Annotated in this window: 30 protein-coding genes; 24 read left to right on the forward strand and 6 right to left on the reverse strand. The window is 33.6% G+C overall.

What is annotated here, in order from left to right; genetic code table 11:
* Positions 1-21 precede the first annotated feature (21 nt).
* Positions 22-735 (forward strand): YrrS family protein, encoded by a 714-nt coding sequence (locus tag ACQKP0_RS16645; RefSeq protein ID WP_427406961.1) that lies wholly within the window; start codon positions 22-24, stop codon positions 733-735.
* A 40-nt stretch (positions 736-775) separates the two neighbouring features.
* Here the strand turns inward: ACQKP0_RS16645 and ACQKP0_RS16650 are convergent, their stop codons facing one another.
* Positions 776-982: a DUF2536 family protein gene (locus ACQKP0_RS16650; protein ID WP_427406962.1), complete on the reverse strand. Its 207-nt coding sequence runs from the start codon at positions 980-982 to the stop codon at positions 776-778.
* Positions 983-1082: 100 nt separating this feature from the next.
* Between ACQKP0_RS16650 and mtnN the strand changes: the two genes are divergently transcribed.
* The 8 genes from mtnN (at position 1083) to ACQKP0_RS16690 (ending at position 9093) form a co-directional block, all read left to right on the forward strand.
* Positions 1083-1784: a 5'-methylthioadenosine/S-adenosylhomocysteine nucleosidase gene (gene mtnN, locus ACQKP0_RS16655; protein WP_427406963.1), complete on the forward strand. Its 702-nt coding sequence runs from the start codon at positions 1083-1085 to the stop codon at positions 1782-1784.
* A gap of 99 nt (positions 1785-1883) precedes the next feature.
* Positions 1884-2147 (forward strand): YrhC family protein, encoded by a 264-nt coding sequence (locus ACQKP0_RS16660; protein WP_427406964.1) that lies wholly within the window; start codon positions 1884-1886, stop codon positions 2145-2147.
* 151 nt (positions 2148-2298) lie between these two features.
* Positions 2299-2733 (forward strand): MarR family winged helix-turn-helix transcriptional regulator, encoded by a 435-nt coding sequence (locus tag ACQKP0_RS16665; RefSeq protein ID WP_427406965.1) that lies wholly within the window; start codon positions 2299-2301, stop codon positions 2731-2733.
* 16 nt (positions 2734-2749) lie between these two features.
* Positions 2750-3394 carry an efflux RND transporter periplasmic adaptor subunit gene (locus ACQKP0_RS16670; protein WP_427406966.1) on the forward strand — a complete coding sequence of 215 codons (645 nt, stop codon included), beginning with the start codon at positions 2750-2752 and terminating at the stop codon, positions 3392-3394.
* Between the two features lie 8 nt (positions 3395-3402).
* A complete protein-coding gene (locus ACQKP0_RS16675) occupies positions 3403-5244 on the forward strand; it encodes a DHA2 family efflux MFS transporter permease subunit (protein WP_427406967.1) in 1842 nt (613 codons plus the stop codon).
* 378 nt (positions 5245-5622) lie between these two features.
* On the forward strand, positions 5623-5766 hold the full coding sequence (locus ACQKP0_RS16680; protein WP_427406968.1) for a YrzI family small protein: 144 nt from the start codon (positions 5623-5625) through the stop codon (positions 5764-5766).
* 351 nt (positions 5767-6117) lie between these two features.
* Positions 6118-6846 carry an RNA polymerase sporulation sigma factor SigK gene (gene sigK, locus ACQKP0_RS16685; RefSeq protein WP_427406969.1) on the forward strand — a complete coding sequence of 243 codons (729 nt, stop codon included), beginning with the start codon at positions 6118-6120 and terminating at the stop codon, positions 6844-6846.
* A 450-nt stretch (positions 6847-7296) separates the two neighbouring features.
* Positions 7297-9093 carry a M3 family oligoendopeptidase gene (locus ACQKP0_RS16690; protein ID WP_427406970.1) on the forward strand — a complete coding sequence of 599 codons (1797 nt, stop codon included), beginning with the start codon at positions 7297-7299 and terminating at the stop codon, positions 9091-9093.
* Positions 9094-9144: 51 nt separating this feature from the next.
* On the opposite strand, the gene pssA is transcribed toward ACQKP0_RS16690, so the two are convergent.
* Positions 9145-9684: a CDP-diacylglycerol--serine O-phosphatidyltransferase gene (gene pssA / locus ACQKP0_RS16695; protein ID WP_427406971.1), complete on the reverse strand. Its 540-nt coding sequence runs from the start codon at positions 9682-9684 to the stop codon at positions 9145-9147.
* A 314-nt stretch (positions 9685-9998) separates the two neighbouring features.
* Here pssA and ACQKP0_RS16700 point away from each other — a divergent pair, with 314 nt between their 5' ends.
* A complete protein-coding gene (locus ACQKP0_RS16700) occupies positions 9999-10787 on the forward strand; it encodes a phosphatidylserine decarboxylase (protein ID WP_427406972.1) in 789 nt (262 codons plus the stop codon).
* A 175-nt stretch (positions 10788-10962) separates the two neighbouring features.
* On the opposite strand, the gene ACQKP0_RS16705 is transcribed toward ACQKP0_RS16700, so the two are convergent.
* Complete coding sequence (locus tag ACQKP0_RS16705) at positions 10963-11103, reverse strand: sporulation histidine kinase inhibitor Sda (protein ID WP_427406973.1); 141 nt, start codon at positions 11101-11103, stop codon at positions 10963-10965.
* Between the two features lie 362 nt (positions 11104-11465).
* On the opposite strand from ACQKP0_RS16705, the gene ACQKP0_RS16710 reads away from it, so the two are divergent.
* The 8 genes from ACQKP0_RS16710 (at position 11466) to ACQKP0_RS16745 (ending at position 16640) form a co-directional block, all read left to right on the forward strand.
* A complete protein-coding gene (locus tag ACQKP0_RS16710; RefSeq protein WP_427406974.1) occupies positions 11466-11984 on the forward strand; it encodes a YqeG family HAD IIIA-type phosphatase in 519 nt (172 codons plus the stop codon).
* A gap of 2 nt (positions 11985-11986) precedes the next feature.
* Complete coding sequence (gene yqeH / locus ACQKP0_RS16715; protein WP_427406975.1) at positions 11987-13087, forward strand: ribosome biogenesis GTPase YqeH; 1101 nt, start codon at positions 11987-11989, stop codon at positions 13085-13087.
* Between the two features lie 176 nt (positions 13088-13263).
* Entirely contained in the window at positions 13264-14112 is an 849-nt protein-coding gene (gene aroE / locus ACQKP0_RS16720; protein WP_427406976.1) for a shikimate dehydrogenase, read from the forward strand.
* Positions 14106-14396, forward strand: a complete 291-nt coding sequence (gene yhbY / locus ACQKP0_RS16725) for a ribosome assembly RNA-binding protein YhbY (RefSeq protein WP_427406977.1) — start codon at positions 14106-14108, stop codon at positions 14394-14396. The genes aroE and yhbY overlap by 7 nt, the downstream gene beginning before the upstream one ends.
* Positions 14397-14407: 11 nt before the next feature.
* On the forward strand, positions 14408-14983 hold the full coding sequence (locus ACQKP0_RS16730; RefSeq protein ID WP_427406978.1) for a nicotinate-nucleotide adenylyltransferase: 576 nt from the start codon (positions 14408-14410) through the stop codon (positions 14981-14983).
* A complete protein-coding gene (yqeK, locus tag ACQKP0_RS16735; RefSeq protein WP_427406979.1) occupies positions 14970-15536 on the forward strand; it encodes a bis(5'-nucleosyl)-tetraphosphatase (symmetrical) YqeK in 567 nt (188 codons plus the stop codon). The genes ACQKP0_RS16730 and yqeK overlap by 14 nt, the downstream gene beginning before the upstream one ends.
* A 4-nt stretch (positions 15537-15540) precedes the next feature.
* A complete protein-coding gene (gene rsfS / locus ACQKP0_RS16740) occupies positions 15541-15897 on the forward strand; it encodes a ribosome silencing factor (protein WP_427406980.1) in 357 nt (118 codons plus the stop codon).
* Positions 15894-16640, forward strand: a complete 747-nt coding sequence (locus ACQKP0_RS16745; RefSeq protein ID WP_427406981.1) for a class I SAM-dependent DNA methyltransferase — start codon at positions 15894-15896, stop codon at positions 16638-16640. The genes rsfS and ACQKP0_RS16745 overlap by 4 nt, the downstream gene beginning before the upstream one ends.
* A gap of 209 nt (positions 16641-16849) precedes the next feature.
* Here ACQKP0_RS16745 and comER read toward each other — a convergent pair whose 3' ends face one another.
* A complete protein-coding gene (gene comER, locus ACQKP0_RS16750) occupies positions 16850-17668 on the reverse strand; it encodes a late competence protein ComER (protein WP_427406982.1) in 819 nt (272 codons plus the stop codon).
* Positions 17669-17854: 186 nt separating this feature from the next.
* Between comER and ACQKP0_RS16755 the strand changes: the two genes are divergently transcribed.
* The 3 genes from ACQKP0_RS16755 to ACQKP0_RS16765 all read left to right on the forward strand — a co-directional run bounded on the left by ACQKP0_RS16755 (position 17855) and on the right by ACQKP0_RS16765 (position 21460).
* Complete coding sequence (locus tag ACQKP0_RS16755) at positions 17855-18478, forward strand: helix-hairpin-helix domain-containing protein (protein WP_427406983.1); 624 nt, start codon at positions 17855-17857, stop codon at positions 18476-18478.
* Between the two features lie 114 nt (positions 18479-18592).
* Complete coding sequence (locus tag ACQKP0_RS16760; RefSeq protein WP_427406984.1) at positions 18593-19156, forward strand: ComE operon protein 2; 564 nt, start codon at positions 18593-18595, stop codon at positions 19154-19156.
* A 15-nt stretch (positions 19157-19171) separates the two neighbouring features.
* Positions 19172-21460 carry a DNA internalization-related competence protein ComEC/Rec2 gene (locus ACQKP0_RS16765; RefSeq protein ID WP_427406985.1) on the forward strand — a complete coding sequence of 763 codons (2289 nt, stop codon included), beginning with the start codon at positions 19172-19174 and terminating at the stop codon, positions 21458-21460.
* Positions 21461-21585: 125 nt separating this feature from the next.
* Here the strand turns inward: ACQKP0_RS16765 and ACQKP0_RS16770 are convergent, their stop codons facing one another.
* Positions 21586-21717: a YqzM family protein gene (locus tag ACQKP0_RS16770; RefSeq protein WP_427406986.1), complete on the reverse strand. Its 132-nt coding sequence runs from the start codon at positions 21715-21717 to the stop codon at positions 21586-21588.
* Between the two features lie 392 nt (positions 21718-22109).
* Here ACQKP0_RS16770 and holA point away from each other — a divergent pair, with 392 nt between their 5' ends.
* On the forward strand, positions 22110-23129 hold the full coding sequence (holA, locus tag ACQKP0_RS16775; RefSeq protein ID WP_427406987.1) for a DNA polymerase III subunit delta: 1020 nt from the start codon (positions 22110-22112) through the stop codon (positions 23127-23129).
* Positions 23130-23175: 46 nt separating this feature from the next.
* On the opposite strand, the gene rpsT is transcribed toward holA, so the two are convergent.
* Complete coding sequence (gene rpsT, locus ACQKP0_RS16780; protein WP_427406988.1) at positions 23176-23439, reverse strand: 30S ribosomal protein S20; 264 nt, start codon at positions 23437-23439, stop codon at positions 23176-23178.
* A 463-nt stretch (positions 23440-23902) separates the two neighbouring features.
* On the opposite strand from rpsT, the gene gpr reads away from it, so the two are divergent.
* Positions 23903-25024, forward strand: a complete 1122-nt coding sequence (gpr, locus tag ACQKP0_RS16785) for a GPR endopeptidase (RefSeq protein ID WP_427406989.1) — start codon at positions 23903-23905, stop codon at positions 25022-25024.
* Positions 25025-25132: 108 nt separating this feature from the next.
* Positions 25133-26341 carry a stage II sporulation protein P gene (gene spoIIP, locus ACQKP0_RS16790; RefSeq protein WP_427406990.1) on the forward strand — a complete coding sequence of 403 codons (1209 nt, stop codon included), beginning with the start codon at positions 25133-25135 and terminating at the stop codon, positions 26339-26341.
* Positions 26342-26379 lie beyond the last annotated feature (38 nt).

Below are 26379 nucleotides of genomic sequence, written 5' to 3' on the forward strand. Positions count from 1 at the left end.
AATGAAAAGGGGGATTTGAAAATGGCAAATCATTATGATAATCAATTTCGTTCCCGATCTGTCCAAAGATCCAAAAGACGAAAAACGAATATCATATTAAATTCGTTGATATTAGTTGTCATTGTGTTAATTATTGTTGTTGGTTGTTCCATCTTTTTAGGTGGTAAAAATAATGATCAAAAAGCATCTGCTATTAAAAATAATAAAATGACTGAACATAAAAATAATGATAGTAAGTCAAACACAACAGAAGACACAAGTGGAAGTCAAGAAAACACTGAATCAGATAGTAATAGCACAACTACAGATGATAATAATTCAGGAAAAGATCAGGAAAATAATACTAGCCTAACTGATGAAAACAAGCAGGATTTAGACGGTGAAGACGTTGTTGCTGAAGAGAGTCAGGAACCAAATGTAAAAAAATCATACACAAATCCGAATTGGAAGAGTGTTGGTACAGAACAAACAAATGGTCATCAGTACTCATCAGATGCAAATTCAATTGATTGGAAAGAAAAAACAGCTGCTTTATCATATGCAACCGGAATTTCTCAAGACAACTTAACCATTTGGTTTTTAGGACGTGATGGTGGTTCTGATAATGAAGTGACAGGAACTGTTTCCCCAAAGAATGACTCATCAAAGGTTTATCGTGTTTACCTTAACTGGGTAGATGGGGAAGGATGGAAACCTACAAAAGTATTGGAACTTGAAAAAAATGATAAGCGATAAAAAAGATATCTGCACTTTATGCAGATATCTTTTTTCTTAATCATTTTTTTAATTTAAAATGAACCACTGCAGAGTAAAATTTCCTTCCGTTTTCATCTACATGCATTTGGTGAGATACAGTATGGACATGCATCATAATTGCCTTATTCTGTTCTACTTTATCATTTATTTTCTTTTCAAGTTCTTTAATATCTGTTGCTTCAAAAAACTCTATTTTGTCCTCTATTAATTCAAATTGAAAATTCATCTTCATCCCTCCATTTTCTATTTTATCAGGAAAAAGTGATTTTTTGACTCTATTGTTTTATAATAAAGTGAAAATGACGATGAATGAAAGAGGTATTGAGATGAAGATAGCTATTATTGGGGCTATGGAAGAAGAAGTAGCCATTTTAAGAGACAATATAGAAAACCGAACAGTCGAAACGATTGCAGGATACGAATTTTCTACTGGAAAAATGAATCATTCAGAAGTAATCTTGCTTCGTTCAGGAATTGGAAAAGTAAATGCGGCAATGTCAACATCCATCTTATTACATAAGTATAAACCAGATGTTGTCATTAATACTGGTTCTGCTGGAGGATTTAATCCAGCTTTAAAGGTTGGTGATTTAGTCATTTCAACTGAGGTTCGGCATCATGATGTAGATGTTACTATATTTGGTTACGAATATGGACAAGTTCCTCAAATGCCACCTGCATTTCAAGCGAATGACCAATTAATTTCGATTGCAGAGGAATGTGCAAAGGAACTTGAAGATATTCAAGCCGTAAAAGGATTAATTGCTACGGGTGACTCGTTCATGAATGATCCAAATAGAGTGGAATTTGTACGTGAAAAATTTCCACAGCTCCAAGCATCTGAGATGGAAGCAGCAGCCATTGCACAAGTTGCATACCAATTTAATATACCATTTGTGATTATACGCTCTTTATCTGATATAGCAGGAAAAGAATCTAATATATCCTTTGATCAGTTTTTGGAAACTGCAGCATTAAACTCTGCAAAGCTCGTTATGGGGATTGTCAAACAGCTAAAGAATAACTAGTTTGATGATTTTATTTCCATATCTTCCGCTAATTACATGGGAAATGACCTTTAAATCTATGATAAAGTAAAAAAAGAGATTCATAGAGAAGGTTAGGTGATGATCGTGTCTAAGGCGAAAGTTCTTTATGAAAAAATGATAGATTATAAACGATATGGATTTACTTTATTAGCTTTGACAACGTTTTTATATTTAGGAGCTGCTCTTCCTATGGATGGAAGAACACTGCATAAAACATATATTTTAATGGGTGGAACTGCTATTTTAATAATATTATCAGTTAGTTTCTTTTTATTATCAAACCGATGCAGAACCATTCTCCTTGAAAGTGAAGAAGGAAAAGAATATTTAATGAAAAAATAACGCAAAATATGCGTTATTTTTTTATTGACATATGCTTATGTAAATGTGGTATTATAATTTACGTTCATTTTATTTCGCATACGAAATATTATATATGAGAAATATTAGTGAAGTGAAGTATTGTATATAAATAAAAAAAGGAGGGAAAATATTGTGGAGTGTTTTCAATAATGAGGTTCTAGAATCATTTTCTCAAATTAATAAAGAAATATTCAAATTAGCAAAAGAAGATGCGGAAAATATTGGGTTAACGGTCGTACAGCTAAAAGCACTTTATCAAATTTCTACTAAACCAAAAATTGGTTTAAGTGAACTAGCTGAGAATTTAAAATTGACAAACAGTACTGTAAGTGGAGTTATTGATCGATTAGTTAATAGTGGATATGTTGAAAGAGATAATCCAAAACATGATCGTCGTGCCATTACCCTTCATTTAACGAATGAAGGAAAATTAAAAATAAAGCAATTTATTGAATCGGACTCTAAATTAGTCAAATATCTAAATAAAATCAATCAATTGCCTGAAGAAGATATTAAACAATTACTTCAAATTCACAAAGAAATATTAAACATTTTAACGTTTTAGGAGGAAATGAACATCTATGAATGCAAAACGAATGATATTAATTAATGTTATTTTACTAATCATATTAGTAGGTGGCGGATTTACCGGCTATTATTACTACAATCGTTCAGTTACTTATTTAACAACAGACAATGCCCAAATTTCAGGACAACAGGTCAATATAGCTTCACCAGTTAGTGGTAAATTAATTGACTGGAATGCAAAAACAGGGGATACTTTCGCTAAAAATGATAAAATCGCTACTGTTCAAACTACGGGTGCCGCTGGAACTCAAAATATTGATATTAAAGCACCTGCAAACGGTACAATTGTTCAATCAAATGCAGTTAAAAACACAATTGTTGGTGCAGGTACACCACTAGCTATTACTTATGATTTAACTAATTTATGGGTAACAGCAAATATTGAGGAAACCAAAATTGATGACGTCCAAGTAGGACAAGATGTTGATGTATATGTAGATGCATATCCAAATTCTACTTTAAAGGGTAAGGTGCAAGAAATAGGATTAGCGACCGCAGGAACTTTTTCTTTATTGCCAAGTAGTAATGCTTCAGGGAATTATACGAAGGAAACTCAAGTAATTCCAGTCAAAATATCCATTGTGAGCACTCTTAATTTAGTTCCAGGTATGAATGTGACTGTGCGAATTCATAAGTAGGTGATGACATGTCAATATATATCGCAGGTTATATTCTGATATCAATTTTATTGTTTGTAGTTGTAAACTTCATTCTCCGTAAAAAGAATGTAAATAGGCTCAACCAAAGCTTAAATGAACAAATAGGAGAAAAAGTCGAAGATACAAATAATGAAAAAGATATAACTATTACAGATGAATTGATAAATGAAACACTCCAAACAACTGCAATATCCGAACCAGCTTTAGAATACGTAAATGAAGCTGCTGATTTGGTTAAAGAGGAAGAAAAGGTTACTAGTGACCGTAAAGATACTAGTGAAGCAGGAAAACAGATAGATGAGCAGCTTGCTAATGGTAGAGGAAAGATCATTGCAGCCATGATGCTCGGAGCGTTTGTAGCAATTTTAAATCAAACACTTTTAAATGTTGCGATTCCTCACATTATGAATGACCTAAATATCTCTGCAAGTACTGTTCAATGGCTTTCTACCGGATATATGCTTACGAATGGAATTTTTATTCCTATTACAGCTTTTCTGATTGCAAAACTAGGAACAAGAAAATTGTTACTATTTTCTGTTTCGGCATTTACTATAGGCTCTTTTATATGTTCCATATCAACCGGATTTTCAATGCTAATGTTGGGAAGAGTCATACAGGCAGCAGGCGCCGGGGTGATTATGCCATTATTGATGACGGTATTTTTAACCATTTTCCCACCAGAAAAACGTGGTGCTGCAATGGGATTAATGGGTGTGGCAATGATTTTTGCCCCAGCCATCGGTCCAACTCTATCTGGGTGGCTTATCGGCCATTACTCATGGAGAGTATTGTTTGATATTGTTATTCCATTTGGAATTCTTGATTTAATTTTGGCATTCGCTTGGATGAAGGATGTTACAAAAGTCACGAATCCAAAATTTGATACACCAGGATTTATTTTTTCAGCTATTGGTCTAGGCTTTTTACTATATGGGTTTAGTGAAGCCGGGAATAATGGATGGGGAAGTGCAGTAGTAATTATTTCCTTGGTTATTGGAATCATTGGTTTAATTTTATTTGTATGGAGAGAATTAACCACTGATAATCCGATGCTGGAATTACGTGTTTTTAAATACGATATCTTTGCATTAACCACCGTAATTAGCATGGTTATTAATATGGCAATGTTTGCAGCGATGATTTTACTTCCGATTTACTTACAAAATATTCGTGGTTTTACCGCATTGGAATCGGGCTTGCTTATGCTGCCAGGTGCCATTGTTATGGGGATTATGTCACCAATATCAGGAAAATTATTTGACCGAATGGGTGCAAGGCCATTGGCTATATTTGGTTTAATCATTACTGTTATTACAACATGGCAATTTACTCAATTAACGATGCAAACATCCTATGCACATATCATGATTTTATATGTATTACGGATGTTCGGAATGTCATTTTTGATGATGACGGTTATGACTGAAGGGATGAATCAATTACCACTTCACTTAACAAGTCATGGAACCGCAGCATCAAACACAGCACGAACAGTTGCAGGAAGTATAGGTACAGCCTTTTTAGTAACAGTTATGACAACTCGAACAGGATACCACGCTGCAAATTATGGTAATGTCATTTCTAGTTCAAATCCATATATTGCAAACAAACTAACAGAACTAGGGCAAGGAATTGCGAGTGCAGCTGGTATTCCTTCACAGTCAGGGCAGGGGTTGGCAACCAGCACTATTTATGGAAAAGTAATGCAGCAGTCTACGATTAGCGGGATCAATGATGCCTTCGTTGTAGCAACTGGAATTGCTGCTGTTGCATTAATTCTTGCATTTTTTATAAAACGTTCAAAACCAGCTGCAGGTAAAAAATAAAGGCCAGAGGAGAATCCTTTGGCCTTTTTCCTTTTATTAAAAACTATTTTTCGCATATATTCATAAAAAAATTTAAAAAATTTTTAAAAAAATGTTTACAGATAAGATTTTTTTGGATATACTTACCTTTATAAGTAAAAAATTCATTTAAAGGGAGGTCGTTTGAAGTGAAAAAATTAACTGGATTATTTATTGTTCAAAACTTTATATTTGACCATTCGACCTTGCCGAAATTAGAATTGCTTTAACTTAACTAATAATCTAAGCCGCAGGACGGATGTATGTCTTCCTGCGGTTTTTTGCTGTCTTTAAAACCTAAAGTCGCAGGGGATGCTTTCTTCCTGCGGCTTTTTCTGTATTAAAGGAGGTGAAACTATAATGACACTGAATCTGTTGTTTATAACTGTAACTATACAAAAACGCAATAAATCGATTAAAGAAAGTTTACAAGAAGCAAGAATTAATGAGATTTTAGAACAAAACAAAATGAAGCACAGCGATCTTTTTTTCAGAAATATCTAATGACAAAATAAAATATTGTGAGAGGAGAGTATGATGATGGTGATTTTTCAAAATAAAAGATTGAATTCTTTATGGGTGGAGAAAGATTCCGCCTAGTGAAAAAGAATAGGGGTGAATCCATTGTTTTTACAAATTACGCTATTAACAATTCCTTTTCATAAACGTAAAAAACGAAAAAGCTGATCAACTAAGATCAGTTTTTTTGTTTTGCAAATGCTGGATAGCAAATGTATTATCCTAAGGTTTGTGTTCTTTTCTCGCATGATAATTTTTGTGTAATGGACATGCACGAACAACTGATTAATAACATAAGCATAAATAATAGGCAGATACCTAACGGAGGTGAAAAAAATGTCCGGAATCTTGACAGCAATTGGTTATCTTTTTAAAGAACTTGTTTTTCTTGTCTCATACGTGAAAAACAATGCATTTCCACAACCACTTTCAGCCAGTGAAGAGCGGAAGTTTTTGAAAAAAATGGCAAGTGGGGATGAAGAAGCCCGGAACATTTTAATTGAGCATAATCTTCGTCTAGTCGCTCATATTGTCAAGAAATTCGAGAATACTGGTGAGGATGTTGAAGATTTAATTTCAATAGGCACTATAGGACTCATAAAAGCGATTGAAAGCTATTCAGAAGGAAAAGGAACAAAACTGGCTACATATGCTGCGAGATGTATAGAAAACGAAATTCTTATGCATTTAAGAGCTCTTAAGAAGACTAAAAAAGATGTATCTCTGCATGATCCTATTGGTCAAGATAAGGAAGGAAATGAAATCTCATTAATTGATGTTTTAAAATCAGATGCAGAGGATGTATTCGATACGATCCAATTAAGTATGGAGCTTGAAAAGGTAAAGGAATATATTGACGTCCTTGATGACAGAGAAAAAGAAGTGATTATCGGACGATTCGGACTTGATTTGCAAAAAGAAAAAACTCAACGTGAGATTGCAAAGGAGTTAGGTATATCAAGAAGCTATGTCTCACGTATAGAAAAAAGAGCACTCATGAAAATGTTCCATGAATTTTATCGCGCAGAAAAAGAAAAGAAAAAGAAAGAAAAAAAGGAAGAATAAAACAATGAGGCCGACTTAAGTGTGTGACACAAAAAGGTTGGCCTCGTTGTATTAGAAAATTAAAATAATAACTGTACATCTTTAATAACGAAATGAATAGGTGATATTTATGCTTCCATTTCCACGGTTACTTCTGCAGTAATAACTAAGGCAACAGCAGTGCATAATACAAGTCCAATAACAATGGCAAACATGTTTCATCACTCCTTCGGTTTTTTTGGCAATTTAGAAAACAGCCTTTAATTACCTTAAATTTAGCATATATTTCTTCTTCTAAATCGAATAAAAATGAACAGATTTTTACTAATTAATGGCAAGTTTGTGTCCTAGAAGACTTAGTTTCTAAAATTAATAAAAAAATTTCGGATTCTAAGGTGTTTTAAATATTAGAAAAATTCCCCTTAAGTGTTTATAATATAAACGTACTAATACATTAAAGGGGGATTTTCTTTGACAACTACTACATATTCATTAACTTGGGATCTTGATGCTTTCTTTAAGGGTGGAAGCAGCTCCATAGAATTTAGAAATTTTTTAAATGAAATTAAAGTTGCGTTAGAATCATTTGAAATTGAAGTGAATAATTGGGATTCTTCTAAAGTTTTAGATGATAAAGGTATATTCTTGGAATTGCTAAAAAAACTGCAAACAAACACTCAAATGCTTGGACAAGCTGGAGCATTTGTTAGTTGTTTGCAAGCACAAAATACCGGGGATACGAAAGCAAATGAATTAAGAGGTCTTGTTGCAAATTACCGTGCACAACTTAATACTATTTTGACAAATTTTGATGATCAATTGAAAAACATAAATGAAGATGTATGGAATCAACTTCTACAAGAGGATGAAATTAAAGAATTAGAATTTGTTATAAAAGAGCGTAGAGACACTGCGAAAGAGAAACTTCCAAAAGAACAAGAAGCTCTGCTTAATGCTCTGAGTGTGGATGGATACCATGGCTGGGGTGAAATGTATGATACACTTGTTAGCCATGTTAAAGTACCTTTTGAGGAAAATGGAAAAATAGTTGAGCTATCTGTTGGGCAAGCGCATAATAAGTTTTCAAACCCAGATAGAAAGATTAGAGAAGAAGTTTTTCAAAATTGGGAGAAGGCATGGGACGAAAAAGCTGATATGTTTGCTGCTACGTTAAATCATCTAGCTGGATTTCGTCTCTCCATTTATGAACAAAGAGGATGGGAAAATGTATTAAAAGAACCATTAAGCTATAATCGTATGCAAAAAGAAACTTTAGATACAATGTGGCAAGTTATCAGTGATTATAAAAAGCCATTAACTGAGTATTTAAAGCGGAAAGCAAAGCTACTAGGAGTCGAAAAGCTAAGTTGGTATGATCTAGATGCACCAATAGGAAATGTGAATAGCCAAATGAGTTTTCAAGAAGGAGCAGAATTTATCATTCAGCATTTTAGTGAATTTGGCGACAAATTAGCGAGCTTTACAAAGAAAGCATTCGAAGATAGCTGGATAGAAGCGGAAGATCGTGCTGGAAAACGACCAGGTGGATTTTGTACATCATTCCCTGTAAGCGGTCAATCGAGAATATTTATGACCTATTCAGGTACTCCGTCTAATGTTTCTACATTAGCACACGAGCTTGGCCATGCTTTTCATTCCTTTGCATTAAGGGACGTTCATCCGCTAAAAAGAGGGTATGCAATGAACGTTGCTGAAACAGCATCCACGTTTGCGGAAATGATTGTAGCAGATGCATCAGTTAATAATACGAAGAATGAAGATGAAAGACTTTCATTACTAGAAGATAAAGTACAAAGATCTGTTGCATTACTTATGAATATCCATGCAAGATTTTTGTTTGAAACTAGATTTTATGAAGAACGTAAAAAAGGTTTAGTAGGAAAAGATCGCTTAAATGAATTAATGTTAAATGCTCAAAAAGAGGCATATGGGGATGCTCTAGAAGAATATCATCCACTATTCTGGGCTTCTAAGCTTCATTTCTTTATTACGGGTGTTCCATTCTATAATTTTCCATATACCTTTGGCTATCTATTCTCTTTAGGAATCTATGCACAGGCACAAAAAGAGGGAAAAGGCTATGAAGAAAAGTATATGGCTTTACTTAAGGATACAGGTTCTATGAAAGTAGAAGATTTAGCTAAGAAACATTTAAATGTTGATTTAACACAGCGCGATTTCTGGGAAGAAGGAGTAAAGCTTTGTGTGAAGGATGTTGAGGAATTCTTGGAAGCTACTAAGAACTAAAAAATGTGCCGGCTCAATATACGAGCCGGCATTCTTATTATTAAATGCTATTTAAAGCTTTTTTAATTTAAACGATGCAATCATAAATAATGCTAAAATAAGGATAATAAATAAGTATAAATGCGGTGGAAATATAGGAAGACCTAGGTAGCTTAAGGTTACTAGACATCCCGCTGCAGTTATTGGCAGACCGGTAAAATATCCATTGTTCTCTGTGATGTTAAAGCGAGCTAAACGAAAAGCACCACAACCTATATAAAATACGGTAAAAAACAACCCAGGATAGCCAAATGAATGTATAATTCCTTGGTATAAAAGGATGGCAGGAGCGACACCGAAGGAAACAATATCGCTCATTGAGTCTAATTGTTTTCCTAAATCAGATTCAATATTTAATTTTCGTGCAACTAAACCATCAAATCGATCAGCAAGTGCTGCCATAAAAATTAAAACGACACTCAGGCTAAGCTGTCCATTTATCGCAACTAAAATGGCAAATCCGCCCAAGCCAAGGTTGAAAAGTGTAAGCATGTTAGCGGTCTGTGCTCTTAACTTTTTGATGGTTTGATCAATGACATCAGAATGAAACAAATAATTCACCTCCTATTATTTATGAAAGGATTCACATTTTTCTAGTTTATTATATAATAATATTTTATTATAAATTGAAAAGACCTTAAAGTTAAGAGGTTTTTTACTAAGGCTCTTTTCTTAGAGTTGTTTTGTTCTTGAATCGAACGTTTTAATATAGTGTTAACACTTGATATAGAAGCATTTTTCTAAGAAAAGATGCCAGAATTTCAATAGTATTAGAATTTTAGGAAAAGTAGGTAATTGAAACAAGAAAAATCGATTAAGATTTTTACAATCTTAACATAAAAGCTTTATAAAGTGGAGGAAGAATCTTGAAAAAATGGATCTATCGTTTTTTAATTGAATTAACCAATCATAAGTTATTGTCCAACGTTATAAAAAAGTTTGCCCAGTCAAAAATAAGTAAACCTTTCATTGGATCATATGCAAAAGTTTATCAAATCAATCAAAATGAGATGCTCCAAGAACTTCATACATACACTACATTACATGATTTATTTACCCGAAAGCTAAAAGCTGGTGCTCGTGAAATTGCCCAGGATGAAAATGCTGTTATTAGTCCTGTGGATGGAGTAATTGAGGAATGTGGCGAAATTTCTATTCATAAAAGTATTGAAGTAAAAGGAAAATCCTATTCCATAAAGGAAATGTTAGGTGGAGAAGAACGAATTGATAAGTATTTAGGAGGCACCTTTATTATTTTATATTTAAGCCCTAGGCATTACCACCGTATACATAGCCCTGTAACAGGCGAGGTGATCGAACGATACTCACTAGGGAAAAGATCGTATCCGGTAAACCGTCTTGGCTTAAAATACGGAAGATCACCGTTAGCGAAAAATTACCGAGTAATTTCTGAAGTGAAGCATGGAAAAGGTTCATTATTAGTAGTAAAGGTTGGAGCAATGTTTATTAATTCCATTGAATGTACATCTCCATCTAATAACTGGGAAAAAGGTGAAGAGGTGGCCTATTTTTCATTCGGTTCAACCGTTGTTCTTTTGTTTGAAAAGGATACATTTTCTTTGAAAAAAGATATACATATTCCTGCAGAAGTGAAGATGGGAGATGTTCTGGGGTTTTTAACTGATAAATTATAGGCTTTGTAAACCAATATTGTTTTTTCTAATAAAATCTGTAGGGTATTCGTTCAGCAAGTTTTACTACGTAAAGAAATGGCTTCACTTATACCCTACAGAGGACTTTAACAACAGGAACCAGTAACAAAGCAAAATAAATAAAAAAAATCCCTACACATTTGTAGGGATCCATATTTTACGAAGACATTTTCATTCGATTTGTCAATGAACGTCGATGAATTTCTGTTTCAATGAGGCGTATAAAATCCCGGCTTAACTTTAATTCTTTTGCTTTAAAGTAGGATTCGATTAATAATTCATCTGATAAATTTCTCATTATAAGCCATCACCTCCAAAAATTTTCATTCTAAAATTACATCTTTTACATATACTAGTATGTTTATCATGTTGTACCCTTACTCTAACAAACATCATTAGATGGAACAAGCGTTCTTGTTATCCACAATAGGTGGTGGATAAGTTGTGAGTATCTTGTTTATAAATCTTTTATAGATAGATAAAACAATGTGTATAATGTGAATAAGGTTATCCACAATGTTGGGAAAAAGAGAATTTTGTCGAAATATTTTTTTGGAAATTTCACATATCTTTTTTTTATTTTGAATAAAGCCCTAAAATTGGTATGATAAAGTGTATCTCGAAAAGAAGTTGTTTAAAGAAGGATAGGAGTGTCTATGATTGCTGTTAAAAAATTTTTTACCGAATGAGCATGTAAAAAACGTATTTCTTATAAAACCAGAAGCTTTGAAGGAAAAAGGCATTAAAGCAATAATTACCGATTTGGATAATACATTGGTTGAATGGGATAGACCTAATGCAACACCTAAGCTAATTCAATGGTTTGAGGACATGAAGAAACATAATATTAAGGTGACCATTGTATCGAATAATAACGAAAAAAGAGTTAAGGAATTTGCCGATCCATTAGGAATTCCCTTTATCTTTTTAGCTAGAAAGCCACTATCAAAGGCTTTTAAACGAGCTATTGAAATAATGGATGTGAAGAAAGAAGAGGCAGTGGTTATTGGTGATCAGCTTCTTACAGACATTCTTGGAGGAAATCGAAGTGGATTTTATACGATACTCGTGATTCCCGTTGCCCAATCTGACGGATTTATGACACGTTTTAATCGAAAAATTGAAAGAAGAATTATGTCATCGTTTAAACGAAAAGGATTAATTAATTGGGAGGATTAACATTGACAGAACATATTTGCATTGGATGTGGGATAACCATTCAAACTGAAAATCCGAAAGGCCTCGGCTATGCTCCGCAATCAAGCCTAGAAAAAGAAACAATTATTTGTCAGAGGTGTTTCCGATTAAAGCATTATAATGAGGTTCAGGATGTATCCCTCACAGATGATGATTTCTTAAAAATTCTAAACGGTTTAGGAACTGTAGATGGATTAATTGTAAAAATCGTAGATATATTCGATTTTAATGGGAGTTGGCTTCCAGGACTACATAGATTTGTAGGGAAAAATCCGATACTTCTTATAGGGAATAAAGAAGATTTGTTACCGAAATCGGTAAAAAGACCAAAGCTAATCAACTGGATGAAACAACAGGCTAAGCAATTAGGACTTGCACCAGTAGACGTTCTTCTTGTTAGTGCAACGAAAGGCCATTCTATAGATGAAGCAATGGAAGCCATTGATAAGTATCGTGAAGGCAAAGATGTGTATGTAGTAGGATGTACAAATGTTGGAAAATCTACATTTATTAATCGAATCATTAAAAATGTAACAGGGGAGAATGACGTCATTACTACATCACATTTTCCCGGTACAACATTGGATATGATCGAAATTCCTTTAAATGATGGGAATGCTTTGATTGATACACCGGGAATCATTAATCACCATCAAATGGCCCATTATGTGGATAAAAAAGATTTAAAGGTGATTACTCCAAAAAAGGAAATTAAACCTACTATCTTTCAATTAAATGAACAGCAGACATTATTTTTTGGCGGCTTAGCACGCCTAGATTATATTAGCGGTGGCAGACGATCACTTGTTTGTTATTTATCGAACGAATTGAAAATTCATCGAACAAAAATTGAAAATGCAGACCAATTATATGAAAATCATGTAGGAGAATTACTGCAGCCCCCAAGAAAAGATGGTATAGAGGAGTTTCCAAAACTAATCCGATATGAATTTATGATTAAAGAAGCAAAGACAGATATCGTTTTTTCAGGACTAGGTTGGGTTACAGTTAATGAACCAGGTGCAAAGGTTGCAGCGTATGTACCGAAGGGTGTTAATGTAATGTTAAGGAACTCACTTATATAAAGAGGATGTTCAAAAAGTCCGGGAAAAATAGCTGTCGAATTTCGGCGTCAGCTTGCTCCTCCGCTCCTCACGTATTAAAAGCATACGCTCCGGTGCTCGGAGGCTACGCTTCCTTGAACTTCTCGGCTCTTTTTGTCCTCCTTTTTGAACATGTACTTAGAGAGGAGAAATGGATTATGGGGAAATTATTTGGAGTGATCGGAGATCCTATTGCACATTCTATGTCTCCAGTTATGCATAATGATGCTTTTTGCGATTTGCATTTGGATCATCATCATTATTTTCCTTTTCATATAACGAACGATCAATTAGAAGATGCTGTAAAAGGAATGAATGCACTTGGAATAGAGGGGTTTAACGTAACAATCCCTCATAAAGTAAAGATTCTTCCATTATTAGATGATATAGATCCTTTAGCTAAAGCAATAGGAGCAGTCAATACAGTCGTTCGTGAAAATGATAATTTTGTTGGATACAATACTGATGGACTTGGCTTTATCCGTTCTTTAAAAGAAGAATGGAAAAAGAGTCTTGTTAATGAAAAGGTATTAATTATAGGTGCAGGTGGTGCATCTAAAGCTATTTATTTTTCTCTCATTCATGATGGTGTCCAAAGTGTTGATATTTGTAATCGAACAATAGAACGTGCAAGACAACTTATTGATGGGTGTCCTTATCCTTCCCAATCTAATATTCTAACAATGGGAGAAGCAGAGGAAATGTTAGGTGATTATTCTCTAATTATTCAAACTACATCGATTGGTATGAGTCCACATGTTATGGATACTCCGATATCATTAAAAAACATAAAACCAAATACTCATATAGTCGATATTATATACAATCCATTTGAAACGGCTTTATTAAAAGAAGCGAAACAAAGAGGTGCTACTACTAGTAATGGACTAGGGATGTTTATTTATCAAGGAGCTATTGCCTTTGAAAAATGGACAGGTATTACACCAAATATTGAACGAATGAAAAAAATAGTAATGAACCACTTAGGAGGAAGTACACCATGTTAACAGGAAAACAAAAACGTTTTTTACGATCTAAAGCTCACCATCTTAATCCAATTTTTCAAGTTGGAAAAGGTGGGGTTAACGATAACATGATTAAGCAAATTTCGGAAGCTTTGGAAGCGCGTGAGTTAATAAAGGTAAGTGTTTTACAAAATTGTGAAGAAGATAGGGACTCCGTTGCCGAAAGTATCGTAAAGGGGACAAAAGCAGAGCTTGTTCAAATTATTGGAAATATTATTGTCCTTTATAAAGAATCAAAAGAAAATAAACAAATAACTCTTCCTTAGGTGATGACAAAATGACAAAGCGGGTCGGAATTTTAGGGGGAACATTTGATCCACCACATATAGGACATCTAATTGTTGCAAATGAGGTATGTCAGTCGTTACAGCTTGATGAAATACGTTTCATGCCCAATCAAGAACCACCTCATAAAAAGCGAAATAGCAAAGTTACTAATGAAGATCGCAAAACAATGATTTCCTTGTCGATTACAGACCACCCTTACTTTGCAATGGAATTAATTGAGTTTGAAAGAGAAGGACCTTCATATACTTATGATACGATTTCATTTTTAAAGGAAAGGGAATCGGATGTTGAATTTTACTTTATTATTGGTGCAGATATGATTGAATATTTACCTAATTGGTATAATATTGAGCAACTTAGTAATATTATTCAATTTGTCGGAGTCAACAGACCTGGACACTCACATGAAACGAAGTATCCAATTTTACATGTTCAAATACCAGATATTAATTTATCTTCTTCTGCTATCCGAAATAAAATAAAGAATAAACAATCAATCAAATATTTAGTCAATGATGATGTAATCGAATATATAAAGGAGCACAATTTATATGGAAAGGAATAAAGCCTTAGAAATTGTGGCTAAACAGCTTACTGAAAAACGTTATAAACATACACTAGGCGTAACTGAGACAGCCATTCAATTAGCTGAAAGGTATCATGTAGACAAAAAAAAAGCTGAATTAGCAGCAATTTTTCATGATTATGCTAAATTTCGTCCACTAGAGGAAATGAAAAAAATTATCATCGAGCAAAATTATGATGCTCGACTTTTAAAATATAATCCCGAATTATGGCATGCCCCAGTGGGTGCTTATTTAGTCGAACATGAGGCAGGTATACAAGACATTGAAATTTTAAACGCTATTCGTTATCATACATCAGGGAGAAGAAATATGACTTCCCTTGAAAAAGTGATTTATATAGCTGATTATATTGAGCCTGGTCGTCAATTTCTCGGAGTAGAGGAAGCAAGAAATTTAGCTGAAAAGGATCTAAATGAAGCACTATTGTTTGCAGTTCGGAATACAATTGTTTTTTTAATGAATAAAAATCAACCTGTCTATCCGGATACATTCGAGTTGTATAACGATATAGTCATAAAAAAGGAGAGATAATTGCATGGAGAATAATGAATTATTAATGACAGCAGTGAAAGCGGCAGATGATAAAAGAGCAGAGGATATTGTCGTTTTAAATATGAAGGGAATCTCGCTTATTGCAGATTATTTCTTAATTTGTCACGGGAATTCGGATAAGCAAGTTCAGGCTATTGCTAATGAGCTAAAAGATAAAGCAGAAGAAATCGGTTTTAATGTAAGGAGAATGGAAGGGTTTGATGAAGGTAAATGGGTGCTAATTGATCTAGGCGATGTAGTTGCTCATGTTTTTCATCGTGATGAAAGAGGCTATTATAATTTAGAACGTTTATGGGGAGATGCTCCAACCGTTGATATTCAAAGTGAGCTTACACCATGAACTATGGTGAATTTGCCTATATCTATGATTTCTTAATGCGAGATGTACCATATGATAAATGGCTTGAGTTTTTCTTTGAAAAGTTAAAGAAATATGATGTTCATGGAAAGAAAGTAATGGATTTGGCCTGTGGTACTGGTGAATTATCCGTGAGATTAGCAAAAACTGGTTTTCAAGTAACTGGTGTTGATTTATCGGATGATATGCTGATGGTTGCAAGCGAAAAAGCAAGTAAAGAGGGTCTCCACCTAAACCTTTTTCAGCAAAATATGTGTGAACTTGAGGAATTAGGATTGTATGATGTCATTTTAGTCTTCTGTGATTCCTTAAATTACTTATCTTCTCCAAAGGAAGTTCAGGAAACATTTAAAAGAATCTACTCCCATTTAAATGAAAAAGGGTTATTTCTTTTTGATGTTCATACCATTTATAAAATGGAACAAATTTTTTCCAACCAAACCTTTACTGAAATAGAAGATGGAGTATCATACATTTGGAATAGTTTTGAAGGTGAACATCCTTATTCAGTAGAGCATGAATTAACCTTTTTTGTACTAGATGATCATACTGATCAATATACCAGATTTGATGAACTTCACAAACAAAGAACATATAAAGAAACTGATTATACTTCATGGTTGGAAATGGCAGGTTTTGAAATTCTAGAAGTTACGGCAGACTTTTCAACATTAAAGCCAAATGATACTTCAGAAAGAATATTTTTTGTCTGTAGAAAAAAATAAAAGGCTTTGTTAATGTTTATTGTTGATAAAATGACCTGTAGAGTATGCGTGAAGCGATTATTTACGTAGGAAAAACTAGCTGAACGCATACTCTACAGGATTTTATTAGAAGCAACAACTTTGTTCAACAAAGATAAAAAAGTCGGATTCAAAAATTTTTGAATTCGACTTTTTTTGAAGGAATATTATCGTTTTTGTCGAAATAATAGTTAATCGAATTGTTTATTTATTTCTTCTAAGTCTTCTCTAAATTTTTCGTGAGTGGCGGCAAAGACTTTTTCGAACACATCCCCCAGCTCTGACTCTAGTACTTTTATCCCTTCACCTGTAATTCCGCCTTTAACACAAACTTTTTCCTGTAAGGTTGGGAGGGTATAGAATCCCTTTTTTAAAAGTTCACCTAGACCTACTAACATTTCACCGGCTAGCACAGTGGCGGTTGATTGATTAATTTCTGTTTTTGTTACAGCCCCGTCAATAAATCGTTGTGTAATATAGCTGAAAAAAGCTGGACCGCAACTTACGATATCAGAAGCTACTCTAGTAATGTTTTGTTCAATTTCCATAGGAATAGAAATATAAGAGAATAGTTCTTTTATTTTCCGTTTCCAAAACTCATCACAATTTGCCCCATATGTTAATAAAGAAACTCCAGATAAAGCTCTATTTGTAATACTTGGAATAGCTCTGATAACCGAGCAAGGCACCAGCGTCTCCAGCTGATTTGCAGATATGGGACTTGTAATCGAAACTAAACACTTATCCCTTGTTAAAGCCGAATCATTTTGTTTGATTAAAGGATAAATATCCCTAGGTTTAATACAAATAAAAATCAATTCAGACTTTTGAATGACGTCAATTGATTTCTTGCAAACATGAAGGGATGGAAATTTTTGTTGAAGATTCTCGGCTTTCTTGATCGTTCGATTAGTTATATAAAAATCTGAAGGTGAAATAGCTTTTCCTTCGATAAACGCTTCAACAATAATGCTTCCCATATTACCAGTTCCAATGATGCCTACCTTCATATTCAACACTCCTCAGTTCGTAAATCCAGATAGTAAAGTTCTTTGTCAAAAGGAACAAGAAAATTTCGAGTTTTAAATTAGAAAAGAGCCTTCATAAAACTGTATGTGAAAGATGCAGTCCATATTCATAGAAAACAAAAATTGTGAATTAGTGAATGATTTATTACAAAAACGGAGGTATTTGCTTTGAAAAAAATAATTGAACAATATAAGTTGATTATCATTGCAGTAGGAGTTTTGTTAATTGTAATTTTTTTTGTTTTTGAAAGAAGTAAAGAGAATGATTTTACCTCTGATAATTTAGAACTTTCTATGCCGAATGAATCAAAGGATTTTATTGAGAAAGCTGAGAATGAAGGAGGCTCTGATAAAAAGTTAATAATAGTTGATGTGAAAGGAGAGGTTGTTAATCCGGGGATCTATGAAGCAAGACCGGGAGACCGAATTCAAGATTTAATTACTAGTGCTGGAGGATTTCAAAAAAGGGCGGACCAAACCCAAGTAAATTTAGCACAAAAAGTTAAAGATGAAATGGTTATTTACGTTCCTAAAATTGGTGAACAAACAAACAATAGTACAACCTCTTCATCTACAATAAATTTTTCCAATGAACAAGAAAAAGTAAATATAAATACTGCTGGCAGCGAAGAGCTTCAAACTATTTCTGGAATAGGTCCATCCAAAGCTGCAGCAATAATAGAGTATCGAGAGCAAAAGGGTTTATTTGGAAAAATTGAAGATATTAAAAACGTAACAGGTATCGGTGATAAAACATTTGAAAAATTAAAGGAGCTGATTACAGTAGATTAAAGTTTTCATAGTTGACATAATAATTGACGGAGTAATCAAAGTACAGATAAACTAAATTCGTAGAGGAAAAATACCGATTAATAAATTTCAATAGACATGAAAAGGGAGAGAGTGATGGAAAGAATTTCTTGGAATCAATATTTTATGGCGCAAAGCCATCTTCTGTCTTATCGAAGCACATGTACGAGACTTGCTGTAGGAGCAACAATCGTTCGTGATAAACGTATTATTGCTGGTGGTTATAATGGATCAATTGCTGGAGATGAGCATTGTATTGATGAAGGCTGTTATGTTATTGATAATCATTGTGTAAGAACAATTCATGCTGAGACAAATGCGATTCTTCAGTGTGCAAAATTTGGGGTTCCAACGAACGGTGCAGAGATTTATGTAACACATTTTCCATGCTTGCCATGCTGTAAATCGATTATTCAAGCAGGGATTAAGTCTGTTTACTATGCAGAGGATTATAAAAATCATCCATATGCCATTGAACTGTATAAAAAAGCAGGTGTATATGTTGAGCAGGTCCCTTTTAATAAAGAGTATCTCGATGTTAATTCAAGTGAAAAAGCTGCTTTTGTAGAGTCTCTTTTCAAGATTTTAAAAGAAACTGGTATAAATGAGAATGAGCTTGCATCATTACAAGATAAAGCGAAAAAGTTATTTAACAAATAAAAATAGGGAGGTTATATGAAAGGATACTGGTTCTTTTTGGCAATTGTTGCTCTCTGTGGCTGCTCTATTCCAATAGGTATTCACTGGGGGCTCGTTATCTTTTTTCATCTCATATGGTTGCGAATGTTTCTCCTTAAAAAGCGCTTTTTATTGTATTCTGCAATATTAGTATATGCTATTTTTGCTTTGATTGGATTATGGGCAAATGAACAACGCATTTCATTTTTAAATCCTCATCAAACGAACTTTTTAATAACCTTTTTGGAATATCCGCAAATAGATGGAAATCAACTAAAATCAATAGGAAAAACAGATCTATCGGAAAAAGTAGTGCTAAAATATAAAATTCAAACAGAAGAAGAAAAGAAAAAGTTATTAAAGTATGTGCGAAGTGGACAAACGTGCAAGGTAAATGGTGATTTAATTAAACCTGAAGCAAATAGAAATGAAAACCTGTTTAATTACAAGCTTTACTTATATCGGCAAAATATTCATTGGATATTAGACGTTTCCGAAATCGTTGGATGTAAAGAGGGTGAAAAAGAATTATTTTCCTGGATTCATGATGTACGTGAGCAAGGCTTAAAAAAGGTTGAAAGCTTATTTTCTGAAGCTGCAATCCCCTATGCTAAAGCTCTTATCTTTGGTGATAACAGTAGTTTTTCTGAGGAAATCTATTCCTTGTACCAACGTCTAGGAATCGTTCATTTGCTTGCAATATCAGGATTACACGTTGGAGTGATTTCGGCGGGAATATTTTATATTCTCATAAGGATTGGGTTAATAAGAGAATTTACTAGTTACGCATTACTTACAATCCTGCCCCTTTATGCAATAATTACTGGTGCAAATCCACCAGTTGTTCGAGCAGTGACTATGTCTATGCTCCTAATTGTTTCAATCCAAAAGAAGTCCCCGTTCTCTTCACTTGATGCACTCTCCATTAGTTTTTTATTTTTTTTATTTAAGGATCCATATATATTGTTTCATATTGGGTTTCAATTATCATTTATCGTGTGTTTATCCATTCTTCTAGCGTCAAAGTCTATTCTTCCCCGATATAATAATTTTTTTGTGAAATCAATGATGATCTCTGTTATATCACAAGTTGCAGCAATACCAATCTTGTCTTTCCATTTTTTTGAGGTTTCGATCATAAGTATATTAAGTAATGTTCTCTATGTACCGTTTTATACTTTTATTACTTTACCGGTAATTTTTATCACCTACCTATCTTCTTATCTCCACCATTCTATCTTTTCTATTTTAGAAAAGGTAACAGATATGATTGTTAATATTTCCGAAAAGCTCGGGTATTTGTTAGATGTTAAAGGAGCGGTTTTAGTCATCGGAAAACCAAATATAGTGATTTTAATCTTACTTATCCTTGTTTCACAATTCGTCCTTTTCCAGCTTGAGAAAGGATTACCGCTTATTAAGGCAGTTTTTCCCCTTATACTTATTATTTGTTTCATAAAAATTTTTCAAATGTATCACCCAATAGGTGAGGTGACATTTATAGATGTTGGTCAAGGAGATAGCATTTTCATACGACTTCCTTATCATCGAGGGAACTATCTAATTGATACCGGAGGGCAGCTGAATTTTCCACAGGATGAATGGATGAAAAGAAAAAAGACATTTTCTGTAGGAAATGATATCATCATTCCGTTTTTAAAAAGTCAGGGAATTACAAGAATTGATAAATTAATTCTAACTCATAGTGATGTGGATCATATGGGTGAAGCAATTGAAATAATGGAAAGAACAACTGTAAATCAACTACTTGTATCCCCGAATTCTTGGGTAAAACCAGTAATGTTAAACACAGTAGAAATGGCAAAAGAACTTAGGATTCCCATTAAAATTGTCAAAGACGGAGTGAAGTGGGAAAATCGATCGGGTGTATTTCAATTTGTTTATCCATTCATTAATGAGTATGAAGGTAATAATAGTTCACTTGTTCTTTATGCGCAATTCGGAGGAAAGAGATGGCTTTTTACCGGTGATTTAGAAAAACAGGGGGAAGAAGAAATGATTAGAAAATATAGAATGGATATTGATGTAATAAAAATAGGTCATCATGGCAGTAAGGGATCAAGTTCTCCATTATTTATAGAACATTTTAAACCTAAATATGCCATCATCTCCGCTGGTAAAAACAATCGGTACGGACATCCTCATCAAGATGTTCTAGGAGTATTGGAAAAGAACAATACAAAAATACTCCGAACAGATGAGAATGGTGCAATTCAATATAAATATTTTCAAAATGATGGAACTTTTCATACCATACTTCCATAGTATAAAGTAGTTGAAAATTAGTCTTTCCCGAAAACGACACTAATTTTTTTGTTATCACTCGTTATTTTAGATATTAAATGAGGGAGTTTGCAAAAAGCAAACTCCCTCGCAAATTCATCTCTTAATTAACCGACATATTTGATGACAGTTGCGATGATGAACATGATAGCAAATACGGCAAATGAAACACCAAATCCAACGCCAGAATCTATCGCATCATTACGTTTTGATTGTACATTTTTTTCAAATTGGTTCACAACTACCCCTCCTATATACACCACTTTAGTATAGACTATTTGAATAAAAAAATCTATGAGGTTGTTCAAAAAGTGAGGGAAAAATAGCTAAAGAAGAACTTCTCGGCTCTCCTCCTTTTTGAACAAGTATTATATTACAAATTCCTTCACTGACAAGAGTTAACACAAATAGTTTTCATCATTAAGGTGAAAATATTATTACGGGTTTACCGTTGATAAAAAAGTTTCCTAGGCCTTTTTTATCAATGTTAACTATAGATTTGGGGATTTGACTTCATGATCATTTGGGAGTTAATCCCCTCTTAAATTAATTATCCACATTATACTTGTCAAAATCATCATCCTTTTTTACGATAGTATATATAATTCCTTTTTAGAAAGAAGGACGCAGGATGATTGAAATATGGAAAAAAATTGAGCAAAAGCAATTTTCACCGATATATCTATTATATGGAATAGAAAGTTATTTAATCAAGGAGACAAAACAAAAATTATTGAAGAATGTGTTAACAATAGAGGAAGTAGATTTTAATTTTGCAAATTATGATTTAGAAGAGGTTCCTGTTGAGGCAGCTTTAGCAGATGCAGAAACCTTTCCTTTTATTGGTGAAAAAAGATTAATCTTTTTACATAATGCCTTTTTTTTAACATCTGAAAAAGGAAAGCAACGGGTTGAACATGATCTTTCAAAGCTTGAAGAATATATACAAAACCCGCCATCATATACAGTTTTAGTGATTATAGCTCCTTATGAGAAATTAGACGAAAGAAAAAAAATAACAAAACAGTTAAAAAAGACTGCTTCAGTATTGGAAGCAAAAAAATTAGGTGAAACAGATTTAAAAGTTTGGGTCTTTGAAAAAGCCAAAGAATATGATGTTCAAATTGAGGATGAAGCAGTAGATTTATTAATCACATTGGCGGGAACGAATTTAATGATGCTCTCGCAAGAAATCGAAAAGCTCTCACTTTTTGTTGGAGTTTCGAATCAAATAAATATAGAAACAGTGGAAAATTTAGCTTCACGATCTTTAGAGCAAAATATATTTTCGCTAGTGGATAAAGTGGTCCATCGAAAAATAAACGAAGCATTAAGAATTTATTATGATCTCTTAAAACAAAACGAAGAGCCAATTAAGATTTTATCGATTTTAGCCAATCAATTTCGACTCCTTTACCAAACAAAAGAGCTTCAGAGAAGGGGCTATGGTCAACAGCAAATGGCTGCCTACCTAAAAGTCCATCCTTTTAGAATTAAGCTTGCTGCTGGACAAGCAAAGCTCTTTTCAGAGGAGGAACTGAAAAGGATTATGCTTTTGTGTGCGGATTGTGACTATCAAATGAAGACAAGCGGAATGAATAAAGTAATGATTATTGAAATGCTGTTATTTAAAATAAGTGAAAAAACATAAAAAAACGATCCAATTTAGGATCGTTTTTTTATTCTTTAAAATATTATTACGCATTTGCAACGTTTAATTTTTTCATTAAACGAGCTTTTTGTCTATCCGCAGTATTTTTATGGATAAGACCTTTTGATGCTGCTTTATCAAGTTGACTAACAGCAGTACCTAATAGGTCTTTTGCGTTTTCATCTTTATTGGCAACTGCAGCTTCAAATTTCTTTACAGCTGTACGCATAGTAGATTTCATAGCAGAGTTATGAGCATTACTTTCATTGCTAGTTTTTACGCGTTTGATGGCAGATTTGATATTTGGCATTTCTTTCACCTCCTACGAGTAACTAAACTTAATTACTCGACTTTCACAATCCTTAACAATAAGAACAAGTGATATTTTATCAAACGAACCTTGAATTTGCAATACATACCGAAGAAAAGAAATTCTAAAAGGCTCTTTTCTAATACTTTATTGCTATTTGCAACAAAGTAAAAATAGGTAGAGATTTTACGAAGTAAATATCTAGTAGGATTTTTACGGTTGTTTTTGCACATATATAAAACGTATGGGATGAAGAAAAGAGCACGAAACCAGTTTAATTAAGTATTTGAGTTATTTACGAAAAGCAACAATCTTTACGTAACAGCCTTCTAAAAAGTGATGATGACCGATTTATTAAAGTTATCACTTACTTAAATTTTGAATGAATCTTTTAAAAAACGGTAAAGATAAATAGTATGAAAAATACCCACTTCATGCTTGTTTTTAGATTAGGAGGTTTATTATGAAAAATCGTGATCAAATTGATTTAAGCCAATATTCTGTTCGGACAGATTTAGCCATTGAAGCAAAAGATATGGCAGTTGAACAAAGAACAAAAAACAACGAAAAAAGTACTGATATTGAAGGGGTCATTGTTAAAGAAAGACAAGAAGGAGATATTAAAATCTCGAGTGTAGAAATTACAGAGCAAGGGGAAAAGGCGATTGGGAAAAAAGCAGGAAACTATTTAACAATAGAGGTTCAAGGGATTAGACAACAAGATTCAGATTTACAGCAAAAGGTCGAAGAGGTATTTGCAAAGGAATTCAGTCAATTTCTTCATGATTTAAACATATCAAAAGATGCTAGTTGTTTAATCGTTGGATTAGGGAATTGGAATGTGACCCCTGACTCTTTAGGTCCGCTCGTTTGTGAAAACGTGATAGTTACTAGACATTTATTTAAGTTGCAGCCGGAAAATGTAGAGGATGGCTATCGTTCTGTAAGTGCGATTTCACCAGGAGTTATGGGTCTAACAGGTATTGAAACTAGTGATATTATTTTCGGTGTTGCAGAAAAATCCAAACCTGATTTTATTATTGCTATCGATGCATTAGCATCTCGTTCGATTGAAAGAGTGAATGCAACCATTCAAATTTCCGATACGGGGATCCACCCAGGATCAGGAGTCGGAAATAAGAGAAAAGAACTGAGCAAAGAAACATTAGGGGTACCTGTTATTGCTATCGGTGTTCCAACTGTTGTTGATGCTGTTTCTATTACAAGTGATGTAATTGACTACCTTTTGAAACACTTTGGAAGAGAAATGCGAGAAGGAAAGCGTCCTTCTAGTTCTTTAGCTCCATCGGGGATGACATTTGGAGAAAAGCTAAAATTAACAGAAAAGGATTTGCCGGGGGAACAACATCGAAAAATGTTTATGGGAATGATTGGGACACTTGAGGATGAAGAGAAAAGAACGTTAATTCATGAAGTATTGGCGCCGCTTGGTCATAACCTTATGGTGACTCCAAAGGAAATTGATGTATTTATAGAAGATATGGCTAATTTAATAGCAAATGGGTTGAATTCAGCATTACATACTTCTGTTGATCAGCATAATGTTGGTTATAAAACAAGATAGGAGAATCGGATTATCTTTACTTTTTACATTGAAACATATTTTTGATAAGTTCTACTTTTTCTAGTAAAAACATACATTACTAATAAATTTGCTAGAAAGGGTGGAACAATGAAATCATACAAAAATAGTAGCTATATTGTAACTGTTAACGTTTCTAGTGTGATTAAAGGTGGGATCATATGTGTCCTTTCATTAATAATAATGTTTTCTTTATCTGGAATATTAACTTCATTGAAGCCAGGATACCGAGTAAACTCTAACATTATTCATCAGGCAGCAAGTAACATATCCAGTAAAACGCTTTTTCAATTATTAGCTTCTGATACGCAAATGATTAATGCCACCATTTCAGATGAAGAGAAGCCTCCGAGTCTTACCAATACAATGTTAAGTCTAGCAACAAACATTAGCTTTAAGGATCCGAGAAGTTTTTTAGGAAGGGAACTACCGGGCTTCACTTTTTTTGATAGTGAAATTTTAGTAGCAGGTGAAGGAACAAATTTCACGAATCTTCCAATAGAAACCGTACCTCCTGACAAGGTTTTTAAATCAAAGAAAGATCCTAATTTGAAAAATACATCTGATATCGATTCAAATGAAAATACGAAGGAGAATACGAACAAATCCTCTTTATCAACCGGGGATAAAAAGACTGTTTTTATTTATTTTTCACATACACGGGAATCTTTTTTACCATACTTAGACGGAGTAACTAATCCAGATGACGCTCAACACTCCAAAATAAATGTTACAAAGGTCGGGGGAAAGTTAAAAGAGGAATTGGAAGACCGGGGTATAGGTACTACGGTGGACAAAACAGATGTTCAATCACTTTTATTAAAAAAGGGATGGCAATACACTCAATCCTATCAAGAATCACGGGAACTCGTCCAAGCAGCTATGACGAATAATCGTAATCTACACTATTTTATTGATATACATCGTGATTCCCGTCGTAAAAAGGATACGACTATTTCGATAAACGGAAAATCATTTGCTAAAATTGCCTTTGTTATTGGTGGGAATAATCCGAATTATGAAAATAATGCCCGTCTGGCAAGAGATCTTGACAATCTATTAAAGAAAAAATACAAAGGATTATCAAGGGGAGTTTTGAAAAAAGCAGGGGCTTTGACGAATGGGAAGTTTAACCAAGATTTATCTGCCAATGCCTTCTTAATCGAGGTTGGTGGAGTAGACAACACGTTTGAAGAAATGTATCGAACGGTAACGGCACTTGCAGATGTATTTAGTGAATATTATTGGCAAGCAGAGAAAGTAGATGGAAATCAATCAGAGCCCCCTTCTGCAAAATAATGATATGCTCGTAAAAGGATGATAAAAATTGAAACGAT

The organism is Heyndrickxia sp. NPDC080065 (genome assembly GCF_050281185.1).
In the GTDB taxonomy this organism is placed as follows: domain Bacteria; phylum Bacillota; class Bacilli; order Bacillales; family Bacillaceae_C; genus Heyndrickxia.